This window comes from Streptomyces sp. 8N616 (assembly GCF_052246385.1).
Lineage (GTDB): Bacteria > Actinomycetota > Actinomycetes > Streptomycetales > Streptomycetaceae > Streptomyces.
Window position 1 is genome coordinate 16,650 of record NZ_JBQQBY010000033.1, and the last position, 15,124, is coordinate 31,773.

Below are 15,124 nucleotides of genomic sequence, written 5' to 3' on the forward strand. Positions count from 1 at the left end.
GGCGAAGCTCTTCAATTGTCCGTCAAAGTGCGGTTGCCGGGGCCGACTTGGTGCCACTCGGGCGGGTTGTGTGCAGTACGTCCCCGAGACGGCCCGCGGCGTGCCGGATGAGCCGCTCGAGGTCCGCGCAGTAGACGCTGGGGTGCAGAAATCCGGTCCCGCGCGCATAGCGGTGGGCGTAGTTCCCGCCGCCGCAGACCTGCCGCACCGGGCAGCCCGCGCAGTCGGCGGCGAGCCCCTCCGCGCCGATCTGCCGCGCCGCGACACCGGGGTGCTCCAGCGCCTCGTCGAAGGTGCCGCGGAAGACGTCGAGGCCCGTGGCCGGGGCCCCGGGATACGCGGACTTGAGCGAGTCGACCTGCTCGATCGCCCCGTCCGTGTCGACGACCACGGCCGCCATCGGGGACAGCCCGACGGATTCGGCGGTGCTGGGCGCGCCGAGAAGCAGGGCAACGATCTCGCGGAAGAGCCGCACGTCAGTCGTGCTGTGAGGGGCGCTCCACCACAGGTCGAAGACCTGGGCCAGCCAGTCGCCGTACGGGGTGGGGCGGGGGCGGCTGCGGCCGGGGACTGGGGGCAGGTCTTCGAGGCCGGGGGGCGGGGAGGCCCAGTTGGCGTGCGGGAGGAGGAGGTCGACGGCGGGCGGACGGAGAGCGAGGAGGGAGCGGTAGACCTCGGCGGGGCCGGCGGCGAGGTCCACCGTGCAGAGGATCCCGGCGTACTGCCCGGGGCGCTGGGCGAGCAGCCGTGCGGCACGGGATGCGGCGGGCCATGAGGGGCGGCCCGCGTGATCGCTGCGGCGGCGGTTGAGGGCGTGGCTGCCGCCGTCGAGGCTCAGACCGACCCGGATACGGGCGGCGGCCAGGCGGTCGATCACGGACGGGGTGAGCAGGGTGCCGTTGGTCTGTACGGAGGCGGTGACCTCGCAGTCGGCGGGCACCGCGTCCCGTATCGCCTCGGCGTACGCGATCACGGGTTCAGGCCCGGCGAGGAGCGGCTCGCCGCCGTGCAGCTCGATACGGATCCGGCGCAGGCGGTGGGCGGCGGCGTGCTCGGCGATCCTGCGGGCCACGTGGCGCACGGTGCGCGGGGGGACGCGGGCGGGGCGGTCGCGCCAGCTGTCGTCCCGGCCCTGGTAGATGTAGCAGTAGCTGCAGGCCAGGTTGCAGCGGCTGTGCACCTTGAGGACGAACTGCCGGAAGGGGACGGGGCGTACGCCTCTGCGGCGGAGGGCGGCGACATCGAGGCCACGGTGCGGCCAGAGGGGGGCGGGGTCGTCGCGTGTGGCGTCCGTGGTCACGGTGCGTCTTCGTAGTACGCGACGACGGTCTCGTCATCCGCGGCCGCCCTGTCCCTGAGGCCCGCGAGGATCGCGGAGAAGACAGGGTGGTCGGGGAGCTTCTCGGGGCCGGGGCCTGGGCCGGGGCCAAGGTCGAGGCCGGCGAATTCGGGCAGCGGTGTGTCGCTCTCGTCGGATGCGGGCGTCACGCGTCGCCCGCCTCGAGTGCCTCGATGCGGGCGGCGATGTAGACCGCGGCGATCGGATCCGCCTGATCCAGGCCACCGGCGTCCTCGAGCAAGGCCACCGCCTTGCGGTACTCCTCCAGGGCGTGCGCAGGACCGGCCGTGGTTTCCAGGACACTGCCTCGGCGCAGCCGAGCCTGAGCCGCCAGAACGGGGTTGCCCTGGCGCTCGGCGAACACGGCGGCGCGCCGGTAGTCGTCCGCTCCGCGTTGCCTGCGCTCACGCGAGCCCGTGATCCTGGCAAGAGCGACCGCCACGTCCCCGCGCAGCAAGGAAGCCCTGGCCACGATCTCGGGTTCCTCCGACTCGCGCGCGGCCGCTCCCAGTATCCAGTCGGCTTCATGAAGGTCGACGAGGGACCGCCCGTACTCGAAGCGCAGGCGCAGCGCGTCACCGAACAGCAGGCGTCGGCGGGCGAGTTCCGGGTGCCCGTCCGGGGTCTCGGCAAGCGCCTCGCGCAGGCACCGTACGGCCTGCTCGGCGTCGGCCGCCGATGCCCTGAGCGGCGCGCTCTTCGACAGCGCCTGTCCACGGAAGGTGAGCAGCTGCGCGTGGAGGGGGTGGTTCCTTCCGGCGAGGTTGGCGGCGGCATCCAACCACGTCTCGGCAAGCGAGAGTTCGCCGATGCCCCCGGTCTGCTGGTGACGGGCCCAGCCCGCTTCGGCCGACTTCCACAGGCAGGTGATCCGGAGCTCCGGATTCTGGGTGGTCAGTTGCCGCGCTCGGCTGAGGGCCTCCTTGACCGAGCCGTACACCACGTCGTCCATCAACCCACCCGCCGCCAGCTCCCGCGCCTCGGCGAGGTCGAGCCACACCCGCGCCAGCTCATCGTCCGGCCACGGTTGCTCGGCGAGCTCCGCGAGACCCTCCTCGATACGGGTCCGTGCCGACGCGGCGTACTCGCGCAAGTGCCCGGGACGGGCCGGATCGGCTGTCCCGCGGACCCATCCGGTACCCGCGTAGTGGCGGGCGATGTCCAGCAGCAACCGCCCTTTGATGATCTGCACCGCAGCCAGCGCGTCGGCAACCGGCCCCCACTCCAGCAGCGCGTCCGAAGCCCGGACGGCACGGCCCATCGTCGTGACGTACCAGTCTTCACCGGGTTCGATATCCCAGGGGGCCTGGGCCGGCGTGACGCCGATGTCCCGTCCCGCCTCTGCCGCCTTGCGGAGCACGTCCACGCGCAGGAGCCCGTAACGCAGTCCGTGTTCGATCGAGGTCCGGGCCACGTCTGGCATGTGGGCCAGGGATTGATCCGCCTGGAGCAGCATCTGGAAGGCGCGCTGCTCGTCCTGCTCTTCCCCGGCCATCTCCGTCAGGATCCGCCCGAGGGTCAGCAGGGCAGACCTGTCCCGCTCGGCGGCACGGTCGGCCGCCGCCCACGCGGCGCGGAGGTCCTCGCTCACGCGCCGGGCCTCCCAGCGCAGCAACAGCGCATCGGCCAACAGGGAGTGGACTGCGGCGCCCGCCTCCTCCCGCGGCTCCACCTCCACCGCGACCTGGAGCAGCCGGATCGCCTCGTCCAGGTCGCGGGCGGTGCCGTCCCGTTCGAAGCGCACCAGGAACTGGCGCGCCTGCTCGACGAGGGCCGCGGGGCCGCCCACGACGAACTCGGGCGCCACCGGCACCGCCCCGGAGGGCAGGAACCTCCGCAGCACCTGCTCCGAGACCCGGGCGAACCGGCGCAGCCCCGGGGCATCCGCCTCCCCCTGCCCTGCCGTCGGCCGCTCCACCGAGCCGGCCAGGTACGCCGCGGCCATCGCCGGGAAGTTGCGGGCCCTGCGGCCGAAGTGCCGCTCCACGTACTGCGAGCAGTGCTTGAGGACGAGCTGCGCGTCGCCCATCGGCAGCTGCCGCAGCAGTTCCTCGCGCACGCCGTCCAGGAACTCGTACCAGAGCTCGCCGCCGCCGTCCTCGCCCCCATCACCCTCCCCGCCCTCGGGGGTGGTCCGCCGCAGCAGTCCGCTGAGCAGCACCTCCGCGAGGACCGAGGGACCGGACCCGGCGAGCATCGCGCGCTGGACGAGCTGCATGACCGGCAGCACGAGCGGCACGGCGGACAGATGGACGGCGAGTTGGGCCGCCTCGGGGGAGGCGGAGCGGCGGAAGGCCTGGACCCGGGCGGGGGCTTCGCGCGAATCGGACGAGCGGCGGGCGGCCGTGGACCCGGCGTGGTCCGCGCGGACCCACCCCGCGGCCGCGTTGAGCGAAAGCCCCGCCGTGCCGGAGACCAGCCGGGCCCAGGTGCCGAGCGCCGCCTGCGCGGGCGCGAGCACCGGCACCGGGGTTCCGCCCTGCCCATCGCCACCCCGCGTAGGCGTGAACTCCAGGCGCCCCGCAGGGCCTTCGCGCCTGCGCAGCACCCCCGGCACGGCCGGCAGGTGCGTGCGCCGCCACATGCGCTGCGGCAGCGGCTGTACGACGGCGACCGGCGCCGTGGCCGTCCAGCGGTGCAGCAGCCGCTGCATCCGCCCACTGCGCCACATCGGCCCGGCGCAGTCGCTCAGCAGCAGGGTGAGCAGTCGCCCCGTCGGGTCGGCGAACTGCGCGGGAGCGTGCAGTACGGAGCCGGGTGCGGTGGTCGCGCCGATTCCGGGAGCCCCGCCCTCGTCCTCGTGCACGTAGTGCACCCGCACTTCGCGGAAGGCCCCGGCCCGCTCGCAGACCTGCCGTAACTCGTCGAGGGTCTGCTCCCATACGGCCATCGAGGTGGAGACGTCCATCAGCAGCTGGACGCGGGCCTCGCGCCGCCGCACGCCCCGGAGCACCGGTACGACGAGGCCGGTGTCGGCGGCCCGGTCGGCGGTGGTCTGCTCGTCGAGCGCCGTGCGTAAGGGGGGCGCGGGTGCCCGGAAGTGCTTCAGCGGGCGCAGCGCGCGCTGCAGCGAGCCCGGGTCGGGCAGCGCGGCCGCGACCGGTACGCGTACGGGAAGCGTGCCGCCTTCGCTGCCGTCTCCGCTGTCGCCGCCGCCCCGGTCGCGGTGCGGTGGACGGGCGAACAGCTCGGCCCGGCGGCGGCTGCCCGGCCGCCTCGCGTCGACCGGCTCCGGCCGCGCCGCGGCCGGTGGTTCGTTCGCGCCGGAAGCGGTGTCTTCGGGGGCAGGCTGCGCGGCCGGGTCCGCGGCGGCAGCCGACTCGGGACGCCCGCCGGCAGCACCCCGGTCCGGGCTCGCCAACGTGGCCAGCCACAGCGCGTCCGCCAGCTCCTCCGCCGTCGGATCGATCCCCGCCTCCCGGAGCCGCGCGACCAGCGCCGTGAGCGTCTCGCTCACGGCGCCGGCGGGGCCGGTACGGGAGGCGGGCACGGTCACCGCTGCCGTTGGTCGAGCGGTCGCATCAGCAGGTCCGCTATGACCTCGCGGCTGCCGATCGCCCCGCGGGCCGCGTACTGGGTGAGGAAGATGGCGTTGAGGAGTTGGTCGGTGGGACGGAGTTCGCCCGCACGCGCCCCCTGGGTGAAGAGGTTGATGAGGTCGAGGTACTGCTCGTCGGCACCCTCCCCGAAGTGGGCCTGCACCATGGCGGCCAGGCGTTCGTCGCGGGGCGGCGCGAGGTGGAGGTGGATGCAGCGGCGGAGCAGCGGCGCGGGGAAGTCCCGTTCGCCGTTGCTGGTCATGACGACGAAGGGGAAGGCCCGGCAGCGCACCCTGCCGCCCCGCACCGACACCCGGCGGCCGTCGTCGTCCAGCACCGCCACCTCCTCCTGGCCGGGCCGGTCGGCGATGCGCTCGAGCTCGGGGAGGCCGAACTCGCCCTCCTCCAGGGCATTGAGCAGGTCGTTCGGCAGGTCGAGGTCGCTCTTGTCCAGCTCGTCGATCAGCAGGACGCGCGGCAGTTCGCGGGGCAGCAGGGCGGTACCGAGGGGGCCGAGTCTGATGTACCGGCCGATGTCGTCCTCGGGGCCGCCGCCGGAACCGCCGCCGGAACCGCGGCCGGAACGGCCGGTGGGACCGCCGCTCTCGCCGCTGTGCCGCGACAGTTGCGCGTCCTGCAGCCTGCCGATGGCGTCGTACGCGTACAGCCCGTCCTTCAGCTCCGTGCGGCTGACGATCGGCCACTGCAGTACGCGCCCGAGGCCCAGCTCGTGGGCCACCGCGTGCGCGAGGGTGCTCTTGCCCGAGCCGGGCTCGCCGGTCACCAGCAGGGGCCGCCGCAGATAGAGCGCCGCGTTGATGAGCTGGAGGGCTTCCTTGTCCTCCGTGGGCAGCGGCACGGCCCGCTCGCCGAGCCGCCGCTTCGAGGCCGCGTCGATGGGAGGCGCTGCCGCCACGGCCGGGCCACCCTCGAAGTTCCGCCAGGGCGGGGGCGGCGGGAGCTCGCGGATCCGTTCGGGATCGGGCTCTCCTGTGCCGCGGTAGATCAGCCACTCGCTCACTGCTCGCTCCTCGTCGGCGGTCGGTGGGATGCCGCGTCCTGGCCGACGGGGGCAGGCTGTGCCCACAACGGGCCCCTGAAAATGTACCCGCGTGGCGTCCGTACAACGGCCTTATCCGGACAATGGTTCATGGGTCTCATGGCTCTCACGGGCTTCACCGGCTTCATCGGCTCCAGGTGTTCACGGCGAGTCCACGGTCCCGGCCTGTCCTGCGGGGACAGGCCGTCTGGGGTCGTCGTACAGCACGGCCACGGCCTCCGCCCAGTGGCTGGCGTCCCTCTCCTGGTAAATCTCCTCCCTGATACGGCGCAGCCGGTCGGGCAGTTCAGCCGCTGCGCCCAGCTGCCCCAGCAGCTCGGCCGCACCCGCATGGAAGGTCTCGCACGGGTCCAGGCAGCCGCTCGCGGTGTGTCCTTCGGTGTGCCAGAGCGCGATGCCGTGCCCGGCCTCCAGCGCCATGTCGATGGCCCTGCGGCCGAGGCCCCTGCTCGCGGGGCGGCACAGTACGGGGATGGCGGTGGCCGGCATCTCCTGAAACTGCCGGGACTTCGGCATCTGCCCGAGCGGCGGCGTACGGGACGCCCTGAACTCCCCAGCTCCGGCCGCGCGTTCCCAGCGCTCCCACCACACGTTGTCCGGATCTCCCCGGCGCGCGATGTCCCGCAGCACCACCCGGCGGCGCGCCCCCAGCGGCAGATGCGCCGCGTCGTACAGCTTGGCCATCTGGCTGAGCTGCCAGCGGTGCACCGCGGTGTCGAAGTGGTCGATGGGCAGCGCCACTTCGAGCGGGGCCGGGCAGTGCGGGGTGTCGACGCCGTGGAAGACCTCGGCGAGCGGCTGCCGCAGCCGCTGGACGAGGTCCTCGGGGGCGACCCCGCGGCCCGTCTCCTCCGCCGCGAAGGGCTCGCCGCCCCCGTCGCCGTCATCGCCGTCGTCGACCCGTATCCGCCAGTAGAAGCGGGTGGGTTCCTCGTAGAGCACGGGCTCCAGCTCAACGACGACCGTGGCGCCTTCGCCGGGTCCGGGGTACGGGATGACGACCTGGCCGGGGTCGCCTTCCGCCGCCTGCCGCACGGTGAGCTGATCCGGCAGCCGGGCGTCGGTGACCACGGTGCGCAGCGGCGGGCGTACCGTGGTCAGCCGCCGCTCGACCCAGTCCGACAGCGCCTTGGCGTCGCCGTCCCTGCTCTCGACGAGGAGGGCGACGAGCCGGAGGTAGTGCAGAAAGGCGATGGCCTCCAGCGGTCTGTCGTTCTCGTAGAGCCTGCCGTGGCCGTCGCGCCAGGTGTGCAGCAGCGGGGGGCGGCCGGGCGGCGGGGGCTCGCCCCGGGCCCGGTCCACCAGGGCGGCGACATCGGGCGAGGCCTGCGGCGGGTCCAGTTCCGCGAGGAGGCGCAGCGCCTCGGTGCGGTCGTCCGGAGTCCACTGGTCGCCGCTCGGGGGCACGCTGCTGCGTCCGGGCAGTTTCGCCTGCTCCGCGGTCCAGTGGTACGAGGTGACCGCGGACCGGCCGCCGTGCCAGCGGTCGTGCCAGGCCATGACCTCCTGGTAGACATCGCCGAACTGCCGCAGGGCCGCGGCCGCGATGGCCAGCCCGCCGTCCCGCTCGCTCCTGCGGGACTTGATGATGCCGACGACGGCACCGGCGGCGGGGTCGAGGACCGGCCCGCCCGAGGCACCCTTGGGGAACTCGGCCTGCGGCGCGAAGCGCATCCCGTACGTGTCGTCGCGCTGGTTGATCTCGGCGTCGGCGCTCCAGGGGACGGCCTGCCCGCGCCCGTGCTCCCCGGGCCGGAAGCCGTAGGCGGTCTTGGGGGCGCCGCCCGGCTGCTCCGCGCGGTCGGTGAACCAGACGCACTCGTGCTCGACGCTGTCGTCCAGCAGCCGGACCAGCGCGAGGTCCTCCGCCACCGGCACCTTGTCGTTCCGCAGGTCGGACAGGAGCCAGTGCGCGAGCCGCGCCTCCACCGGCGCGCCGCCGTTCACCACCTCATTGCGGACGGCGAAGACCCGGTCCTGCTGCTCCCGGAGATACGACCGCAGTACGTGGGCGCAGGTCAGCACCCAGCCGGGGGCGATGAAGAAGCCGCTGCCCCACATCGCCGCACCGGTCCCGGCCTGCGGGGTCTGCGCCTGCGCGGTGCCGGCCGGCGCGGTGCCGGCCGGCGCGGTGGTGTCCGCGGCAGGCATGAGCTGAACAGTTGCCGCCCGGGTCAGCGCGTCGAGATGCCCGGCCTCACCCATCCGCGCGCGCCGGGTCGTGCCCAGGGTCGGCGGCCCCGGCGCGCCCTCCGGCTCTCCCACGGCCGGCGAGCTGCCAGGTCAGGGTCACCTCGATCGACGCCTTGGCCTCTCCGTCGGCGAGCACGGCAAGGGCCTTGCCGGGCTTGGCGGCGAGCTCGATGCCGAAGGTGATGCTCGCCTCGTCCGGCCCGACCGCGGCGGCGGCGTCGAGCACGGCCGCGCCCACCCCGCTGATCACCTCTCCGAGCTGCTCGACCTTGGCCGCGGCGGCGTCGAGCACACCGACGTCCTCGTCGTCCTCCCCGTAGCCCCCCGCGCTGCTGACGCGGGCGAACACCTCGGCGCCCCCGGGCAGTTCGATCTTCTGGATGCGTGTCACGGCTCCCCCGCTCCTGACAGCAACTCGCCTTCCCTTGCTCCCACTTGAGCTCTGCAAGGGTAATGGCCTGCACCGACGGCAGGCGAGACCCCCGCCTCCCCGAGCGGGGCCCCGCCAGGCGCCGCAATACCCTGGAGGGGAGGAACCATCCGGACCAGGCTGTATCAGGAGCGCCCCCTTGTACTTCACCGACCGCGGCATCGAGGAGCTGGAGCAGCGGCGCGGCGAGGAAGAGGTCACCTTCGAGTGGCTCGCCGAGCAGCTGCGTACGTTCGTCGACCTCAACCCGGACTTCGAGGTCCCGGTCGAGCGGCTCGCGACCTGGCTGGCGCGCCTCGACGACGAGGACGAGGACGAGTAGTACACGTCCGGGTACGGGCCTGGCGCCGGCGCTCGCCCGGCGCCATCCCCGTGACCCTCTTCCCTTGACTTCCGACCTCCGCGATATATCGTGTCTTTTGAGAGACGCGATATGTCGCCGTACGCCCGTACGCCCGTCCGCAGGGGAGGCCGGAGCAGTGTCAGCCAGCAACGAGTGGTCGGTCTCCGAACCACGCACCCTCGACCTCGAGGAACCGGTCAAGCACCTCAGCGTCCGCATCGTCAACGGCGCCGTGAACGTCGTCGGCACCGACGAGGACACCGCCCGCCTCGAGGTCAGCGAGATCGAAGGCCCGCCGCTCACCGTCACGTACGAGGGGGGCACGCTCACGGTCACGTACGACGACCTGCCCTGGAAGGGCTTCCTCAAGTGGCTGGACCGCAAGGGCTGGCGCCGCAGCGCCGCGGTCTCCCTCGCCGTACCGGCCGGGACCCGGGTCGAGGTGGGGGTCGTGGGCGCGAACGCCGTGGTCTCGGGCATCGAGGGCCCCACCGATGTGCGCGGCATCAGCGGTGACACCACACTCGTCGGGCTCACCGGCGCGGTCCGCGCCGACACGGTCTCCGGCGGCGTCGACGCCCAGGGGCTGACCGGGGACCTGCGCTTCAACTCCGTCTCGGGCGACCTCACCGTGATCGAGGCGTGTGGTTCCTCGGTACGGGCCGACTCGGTGAGCGGCAACATGATCGTGGACGTGGACGGCAAGGGCGCGGACCTCGCCCTCACCACCATCTCCGGTGAGATCGCGATCCGCCTCCCCCACCCCGCGGACGCCAAGGTCGAGGCCAACACCACGAGCGGCTCGATCTCCAACGCCTTCGAGGACCTCAGGGTGACCGGCCAGTGGGGTGCCAAGCGGATCACCGGCACGCTGGGCGCGGGCAGCGGGCGGCTGAAGGCGACCACGATCTCCGGAGCCATCGCGCTGCTGCGCCGCCCGCCGGCCGAGGACGGAGGACCGTACGACGACGGCCCGGACGACGGCCCGGACGGCGACGGCCCGGACGACGCCGCCCCGACCAGCCCAGGAAAGGTCCTCTGATGCCTCCCGTCTTCGCCCACGGCCGGCTCCGCCTCTACCTCCTGAAGCTGCTGGACGAGGCCCCGCGCCACGGCTACGAGGTGATCCGCCTGCTGGAGGAGCGCTTCCAGGGCCTGTACGCGCCGTCCGCCGGCACCGTCTACCCGCGCCTCGCCAAGCTCGAGGCCGAGGGCCTGGTCACCCACGCCTCCGAGGGCGGCCGGAAGGTCTACTCGATCACCGACGCCGGGCGCGCCGAGCTCGCCGACCGGCAGGGCGAACTCGCCGATCTCGAGCTGGAGATCCGCGAGTCCGTCTCCGAACTGGCGGCAGAGATCCGCGAGGACGTCCGCGGCGTGGCGGGCGACCTCCGCCGCGAGATGCGCGCGGCCGCCCGCCAGGCCCGGACGGAGGGGGCCGCCAAGGAGGGCTGGGAGGGGGCATGGGGCGACAAGGAGGCCTGGCGCCAGGCCAAGGAGGAGATGCGGCGCGCCAAGGACGAGTGGAAGGAGCAGGCCCGCCGCGCCAAGGAGGAGAGCCGGCGCGCCAAGGAGGACGCCCAGCGGGCCCGCAAGCAGGCGCGGGACGCGCAGATCTTCGCGCGCGAGGAGATCCAGAAGATCGTCAAGCGGGTGCAGGAGCAGACCCAGGACCACATCCGCGCGGGCGACTGGCAGCACGCCGTACGCGATGCGCTCGCCGAAGTCACGCGCGAGATGCGGCGAGTGGCGCAGCAGGCGGGGCCGGAGGCCGCCGAGGGGACGGCGACAGCGGGGACGCCCGAGGCGACGGCTGAGGGGACTGCCGAGGGGACTGCGGCCGAGGAGGCGGAGAAGCCCGAGTGGGCCCGGGAGCCCGCCGCGCCCTCGGACGACCCGGCCCGCGACCTCGAGCGGATGCTCGACCGCTTCCGCGACGACGTCCGGGACGCGGCCCGCGACCACGGGGTGAGCCCCGAACAGCTGAAGGAGGCCCGCCGGCACCTCTCGACGGCGGCGGCCCACATCGGCGCGGTGCTGCGCACCCGCTCCCCGCGGTCCCCGCGGTCCTGAGGCGTCAGCCCCAGCGGTAGCCGTCCCCGATGAGGAGGGTGTGCTCCAGCACGTCCTCCATCGGGTCGTCGATCTGGCCGGTTGAGATCAGCGCCACCCGGGGCGCGTTGTGCGAGTTGTGGTGCGTCTCGTCGGCGTGCGCCGCCGCGGCCGGCAGCCCGGCCGCGACCGCCCCCGCCCCGCCCACGACCGCCCAACGCGCCCAGTTCCTCACCCGCTTGTCGTCCACCCGCGTCTCCTCGTCCATCGGATACAGCCCGATCGGCTGCCGACGTGCTCATCCGATGGATGGACGGGGAAGTTACGGGTGTCGGCGCGGCTCGCCGTGCCAGATCGATTCTGCGGGCCCGCGTTCACCGCGGGGCCGCGCCCACCGCGCCCCCGCACTCACCGCGCGCCGGCGCTCAGACCGTCAGCACGACCTTGCCGAAGAGACCCCCGCCCGCCATCTTCTCGAAGCCCTCCCGGGCCCGGTCCAGGGGCAGCACGGAGTCGATGACCGGCCGTACACCCGTGGCCGCACAGAAGTTGAGCAGGTCCTCCAGCTCGTCCTTGGTGCCCATCGTCGAGCCGACGACCTTCAGCTCCAGGAAGAAGATCCGGTTGAGCTCCGCGGACTTGGGGCTGGGGCCGCTCGTCGCGCCGGAGATGACCAGAGTGCCGCCCGGCCTCAGCGACTTGACGGAGTGCGACCAGGTGGCGGCGCCGACCGTCTCGATCACCGCGTCCACCCGCTCCGGCAGCCGCGCCCCCGGCTCGTACGCGTCGATGGCGCCCAGGTCCACGGCCCGCTTGCGCTTGGCCTCGTCACGGCTGGTGGCGTACACGCGCAGCCCGCCCGCCTTGCCGAGGACGATCGCGGCGGTCGACACCCCGCCGCCCGCGCCCTGCACGAGGACGGAGTCCCCGGGCCGTACGCCCGCGTTCGTGAACAGCATCCGGTACGCCGTCAGCCAGGCGGTCGGCAGGCAGGCCGCCTCCTCGAAGGACAGCTCCCTCGGCTTGGGCAGGAGGTTCCAGACGGGGACGGCGACCTGCTCGGCGAAGGTGCCCTGGTAGCGCTCGGTGAGGATGGAGCGGGGCTCCTTCGGGCCGACGCCGTGGCCGGTCTGGCCGATGACGGAGTGGATGACGACCTCGTTGCCGTCCTGGTCGGTCCCGGCGGCGTCGCAGCCGAGGATCATCGGCAGCGACTCCTCGCCGAGGCCGACGCCGCGCAGCGACCACAGGTCGTGGTGGTTGAGCGAGGCGGCCCTGACGTTGACGGTCGTCCAGCCGGGGCGCGCCTCCGGGGCGGGGCGATCGCCCAGCTCGAGGCCGTTCAGCGGCTGGTCACGGTCGATACGTGCGGCATAGGCGGCGAACATGATCCCGAGACTATGACGCGGGCCGGACGCGGCGGAACCGCACACCGGTGTGACGCGCGCCGCGGTCGCTCACGCCGGTGATGCCGATCGGGCCGCGGCGGATCGGCGCCCGGCGTCACCACTTCCCCGCCCCAGGCGCATCATCGCACCTCTACGCACCTCCGCACGGCCACCCTGCCCGTGCCCGAAGTGCCGGCGCGGCGACCGCCCACAGCCGGGTGACGGAGCCCCGAGGCCCACGATCCCCGGGGGGCGAACCACGGCCCGTATGCCGTATCAGTCAATCCCCGCCGGATGGCGGCCGCTGTGGCGTACACGCGCAGCCCGCCCGTCCTGCCGTGGACGATCGCGGCGGTCAATCCCTCCGGTACTGCGCGGGCGAGTCCTTGGTCTCCGGGTCCTCGTACGAGCCCGCCCTGCCCCGGTCCACGTGGAAGGTGGTGAGCGTGGTGACCGGCGAGGCCGGGTCGCGGCGGTCCGCGATCACCCGCATATGGGTGGACCACCGCTCCGGCGTGACCTCGTACACGTCGTAGCCGTAACGATTCCCCTCGAAGTACTGCAGATGCGGGTTGGCCCTGCCCATGACCGGGCCGTTGGTCTGGTTCCAGTCCGTGGAGTACCCGCCCGAGGTGACCGAGTGGGCCGTGAACTCGGTGCCGACGACGGGTGAGGACGCGTCGTCGAAGTCGGGCCGGACGTCGTCCACGAAGGCGGAGTGCCAGTCGCCGGTGATGACGACGAGGTCCTCGAAGCCGGAGTCGTGAACGTGCGTCAGCACCTCTTTCCGCTCGGCGAGGAACCCGTCCCACTGGTCGGTGAACATGTACGGGCCGCCGGGCCTGCCGCGCAGCTGGCTGAGCATGATCGAGTTTGCCCAGCAGTGCCAGGCGTCGGGCGCCCGGTCGATGCCCTGCTTGAGCCAGCTCTTCTGCTCGGCGCCCAGGATCGTGCCGTCGGCGAGGTTCTGCGCGGACCGGTACGAGCGCAGGTCGAGCACCGTCACCTCCAGCAGGTCGCCCCACCTCCGCACCCGGTGGATCTCGGGGTCGGGCAGGGCGGACGCGCCGCTGTCGCGGTGCGGCATGTGCTCGTACCAGGCCTGGTACGCGGCCGCGCGGCGCTGCATGAAGGGCGCGCCGCCGCCCGTGCCGCTGTAGTCGTTCGCGACCTCATGGTCGTCCCAGGTCAGGAACCAGGGGTGGGCGGCGTGCGCCTCGCGCAGAGATGCGTCGCCCTTGTAGAGGGCGTGCCGGACCCGGTAGTCGGCGAGGGTGAAGATCTCGGGCCCGTTGTGGTCGCGGACGGCGTCGCCGCCGACCGGCCCGTGCTCGTAGATGTAGTCGCCGAGATGGACCACGAAGTCGAGGTCCTCGCGGGCGATGCCGCGGTGCGCGGCGTAGAAACCGTCGTGGAACGCCTGGCAGTTGGCGGAGGCGAAGCGGACCCGCGGGACGCTCCCGACGGGTGCGGTCTTCGTACGGCCGGTACGGCTGCGCTTGCCGAGCGCGGTGAAGGCGTACCAGTAGTGCCGCCCGGCGCGCAGCCCGCCGACCGGCACGTGCACGCTGTGGCCGAGGGTCGCGGAGGCGGGCGCCGTGCCGCGGGCGACGACGCGCTTCAGCTCGCTGTCCTCGGCGACGACCCAGCCGACCTCGACGATCTCGGGCAGCTGCTGCTCGGCGGCGAGCGGCTCGGGCGCGAGCCGGGTCCACAGCACGACGCTGCTCGGCTGCGGGTCGCCGGAGGCCACGCCGAGCGTGAAGGGCGCGGGGTCGTAGTCGGCGCCCAGCGCCTCGGCGGCCTCGCGCGCCTGCGCGGGCGAGAGACCAGGGCTCAGCGGCCAGGCGAGGTTGAGGGCGCCCGCGGCGGCCGCGGCCTTCAGCAGATCACGGCGGTTCAGCTTCACGACCGGCCTCCGGCGGTGGGTTCGAGGGTCAGGACACGACGCTTCACGACCGGCCTCCGGCGGTGGTGCCTCCGGTGGGCTCGAGGGTCAGCGATATCGCGTCGGCGTAGCCGTCGTTGGACGTGCCGCTGCCGGAGCGGGTGAAGACGAGCAGCAGCCGGGCGGTGCGCGCGCCGGGCGGCACGGCGGCGCCGACCTTCCGCTCGACGAGGCCGGTGGCCGACTTCCGCTCGGCCGCGGTGACCGGGCCGAGCACGGCCAGCGCGAGCGGGGTCCCCTGCGCGTCCCGGAACTCCACGGAGAGCCGGGCGCCGTCCTCCTGCGTCGCGTATCCGCCGAGCCATGCGCTCGCGGTGAACCGCACGTCGCCCGCGTCCACGGCCGGACGTCCGGTGCGCCCGGTCGCGGGCAGGGTCACGTCCTGAACCAGGGCGGTACGGGGCGAGTTGCCGCCGGAGAAGAACCGGCTGCCGCGCTGCGCGGGCCCGGGGTCGCTCGGCGTCGGGTATCCCCCGCCGACCGCGTACCCGACGAGCGCCGGCGCGCCCTGTCCGACCGTCCATCCTGTGACCGACGGGACCGGCTCGGCGGTCCCTCCCGGCCCGCTCTCGGCGTCCCCGTTGACTACGAGATTCACTGGCGTATGCCTCCCCAACTCCCCGTCCGGCGCTGCGTCTCAGGCATCAGGCATCCCACCAGTCACGAGTGAACCAACGGAAGACCGCAGCGGAACGATGAGGGCGGCGCGGGCCGTTCCCTACGACCCGTCAGCCCTCGTCCGGGGGGACGGGAAACTGCCGAGCCCGGTTGCTCGGGTGGGCGGGATGGGAGACGAGAAACCCGCCGCAGGCGGGCGTCCGGGCGCTGGAGG

13 protein-coding genes are annotated in these 15,124 nt (G+C 73.5%); 3 read left to right on the plus strand and 10 right to left on the minus strand.

Annotation, left to right across the window (positions count from 1 at the left end):
* Positions 1-22: 22 nt before the first annotated feature.
* The 6 genes from ACTWQC_RS26560 to ACTWQC_RS26585 all read right to left on the minus strand — a co-directional run bounded on the left by ACTWQC_RS26560 (position 23) and on the right by ACTWQC_RS26585 (position 8,522).
* The gene (locus ACTWQC_RS26560) at positions 23-1,300 is read right to left on the minus strand and encodes an FxsB family cyclophane-forming radical SAM/SPASM peptide maturase (RefSeq protein ID WP_443318328.1); all 1,278 of its coding nucleotides are present in this window, start codon (positions 1,298-1,300) and stop codon (positions 23-25) included.
* Positions 1,297-1,488, minus strand: a complete 192-nt coding sequence (locus ACTWQC_RS26565) for a hypothetical protein (RefSeq protein WP_443318329.1) — start codon at positions 1,486-1,488, stop codon at positions 1,297-1,299. Before ACTWQC_RS26565 ends, ACTWQC_RS26560 begins: the two co-directional genes overlap by 4 nt.
* Positions 1,485-4,796 carry an SAV_2336 N-terminal domain-related protein gene (locus ACTWQC_RS26570; protein WP_443318330.1) on the minus strand — a complete coding sequence of 1,104 codons (3,312 nt, stop codon included), beginning with the start codon at positions 4,794-4,796 and terminating at the stop codon, positions 1,485-1,487. Before ACTWQC_RS26570 ends, ACTWQC_RS26565 begins: the two co-directional genes overlap by 4 nt.
* A gap of 35 nt (positions 4,797-4,831) precedes the next feature.
* Complete coding sequence (locus ACTWQC_RS26575) at positions 4,832-5,899, minus strand: AAA family ATPase (RefSeq protein WP_443318331.1); 1,068 nt, start codon at positions 5,897-5,899, stop codon at positions 4,832-4,834.
* A 180-nt stretch (positions 5,900-6,079) separates the two neighbouring features.
* Positions 6,080-8,089: a VMAP-C domain-containing protein gene (locus ACTWQC_RS26580; protein ID WP_443318332.1), complete on the minus strand. Its 2,010-nt coding sequence runs from the start codon at positions 8,087-8,089 to the stop codon at positions 6,080-6,082.
* A 46-nt stretch (positions 8,090-8,135) separates the two neighbouring features.
* On the minus strand, positions 8,136-8,522 hold the full coding sequence (locus ACTWQC_RS26585; RefSeq protein ID WP_443318333.1) for a CU044_2847 family protein: 387 nt from the start codon (positions 8,520-8,522) through the stop codon (positions 8,136-8,138).
* 178 nt (positions 8,523-8,700) lie between these two features.
* On the opposite strand from ACTWQC_RS26585, the gene ACTWQC_RS26590 reads away from it, so the two are divergent.
* From ACTWQC_RS26590 to ACTWQC_RS26600, 3 genes are all read left to right on the plus strand, one after another.
* The gene (locus tag ACTWQC_RS26590) at positions 8,701-8,883 is read left to right on the plus strand and encodes a DUF6104 family protein (protein WP_443318334.1); all 183 of its coding nucleotides are present in this window, start codon (positions 8,701-8,703) and stop codon (positions 8,881-8,883) included.
* A gap of 157 nt (positions 8,884-9,040) precedes the next feature.
* Positions 9,041-9,946: a DUF4097 family beta strand repeat-containing protein gene (locus tag ACTWQC_RS26595; RefSeq protein ID WP_443318335.1), complete on the plus strand. Its 906-nt coding sequence runs from the start codon at positions 9,041-9,043 to the stop codon at positions 9,944-9,946.
* Positions 9,946-10,977, plus strand: coding sequence for a helix-turn-helix transcriptional regulator (locus tag ACTWQC_RS26600; RefSeq protein ID WP_443318336.1), 1,032 nt, complete (start codon positions 9,946-9,948; stop codon positions 10,975-10,977). The genes ACTWQC_RS26595 and ACTWQC_RS26600 overlap by 1 nt, the downstream gene beginning before the upstream one ends.
* A gap of 4 nt (positions 10,978-10,981) precedes the next feature.
* Here ACTWQC_RS26600 and ACTWQC_RS26605 read toward each other — a convergent pair whose 3' ends face one another.
* The 4 genes from ACTWQC_RS26605 to ACTWQC_RS26620 form a co-directional block, all read right to left on the minus strand.
* On the minus strand, positions 10,982-11,224 hold the full coding sequence (locus tag ACTWQC_RS26605; RefSeq protein ID WP_443318337.1) for a hypothetical protein: 243 nt from the start codon (positions 11,222-11,224) through the stop codon (positions 10,982-10,984).
* A 157-nt stretch (positions 11,225-11,381) separates the two neighbouring features.
* The gene (locus ACTWQC_RS26610; protein ID WP_443318338.1) at positions 11,382-12,344 is read right to left on the minus strand and encodes a zinc-binding dehydrogenase; all 963 of its coding nucleotides are present in this window, start codon (positions 12,342-12,344) and stop codon (positions 11,382-11,384) included.
* Positions 12,345-12,699: 355 nt separating this feature from the next.
* A complete protein-coding gene (locus ACTWQC_RS26615) occupies positions 12,700-14,253 on the minus strand; it encodes an alkaline phosphatase D family protein (RefSeq protein ID WP_443318339.1) in 1,554 nt (517 codons plus the stop codon).
* A 43-nt stretch (positions 14,254-14,296) separates the two neighbouring features.
* On the minus strand, positions 14,297-14,890 hold the full coding sequence (locus ACTWQC_RS26620; protein WP_443318340.1) for a phosphoesterase: 594 nt from the start codon (positions 14,888-14,890) through the stop codon (positions 14,297-14,299).
* Between the last annotated feature and the right edge of the window lie 234 nt (positions 14,891-15,124).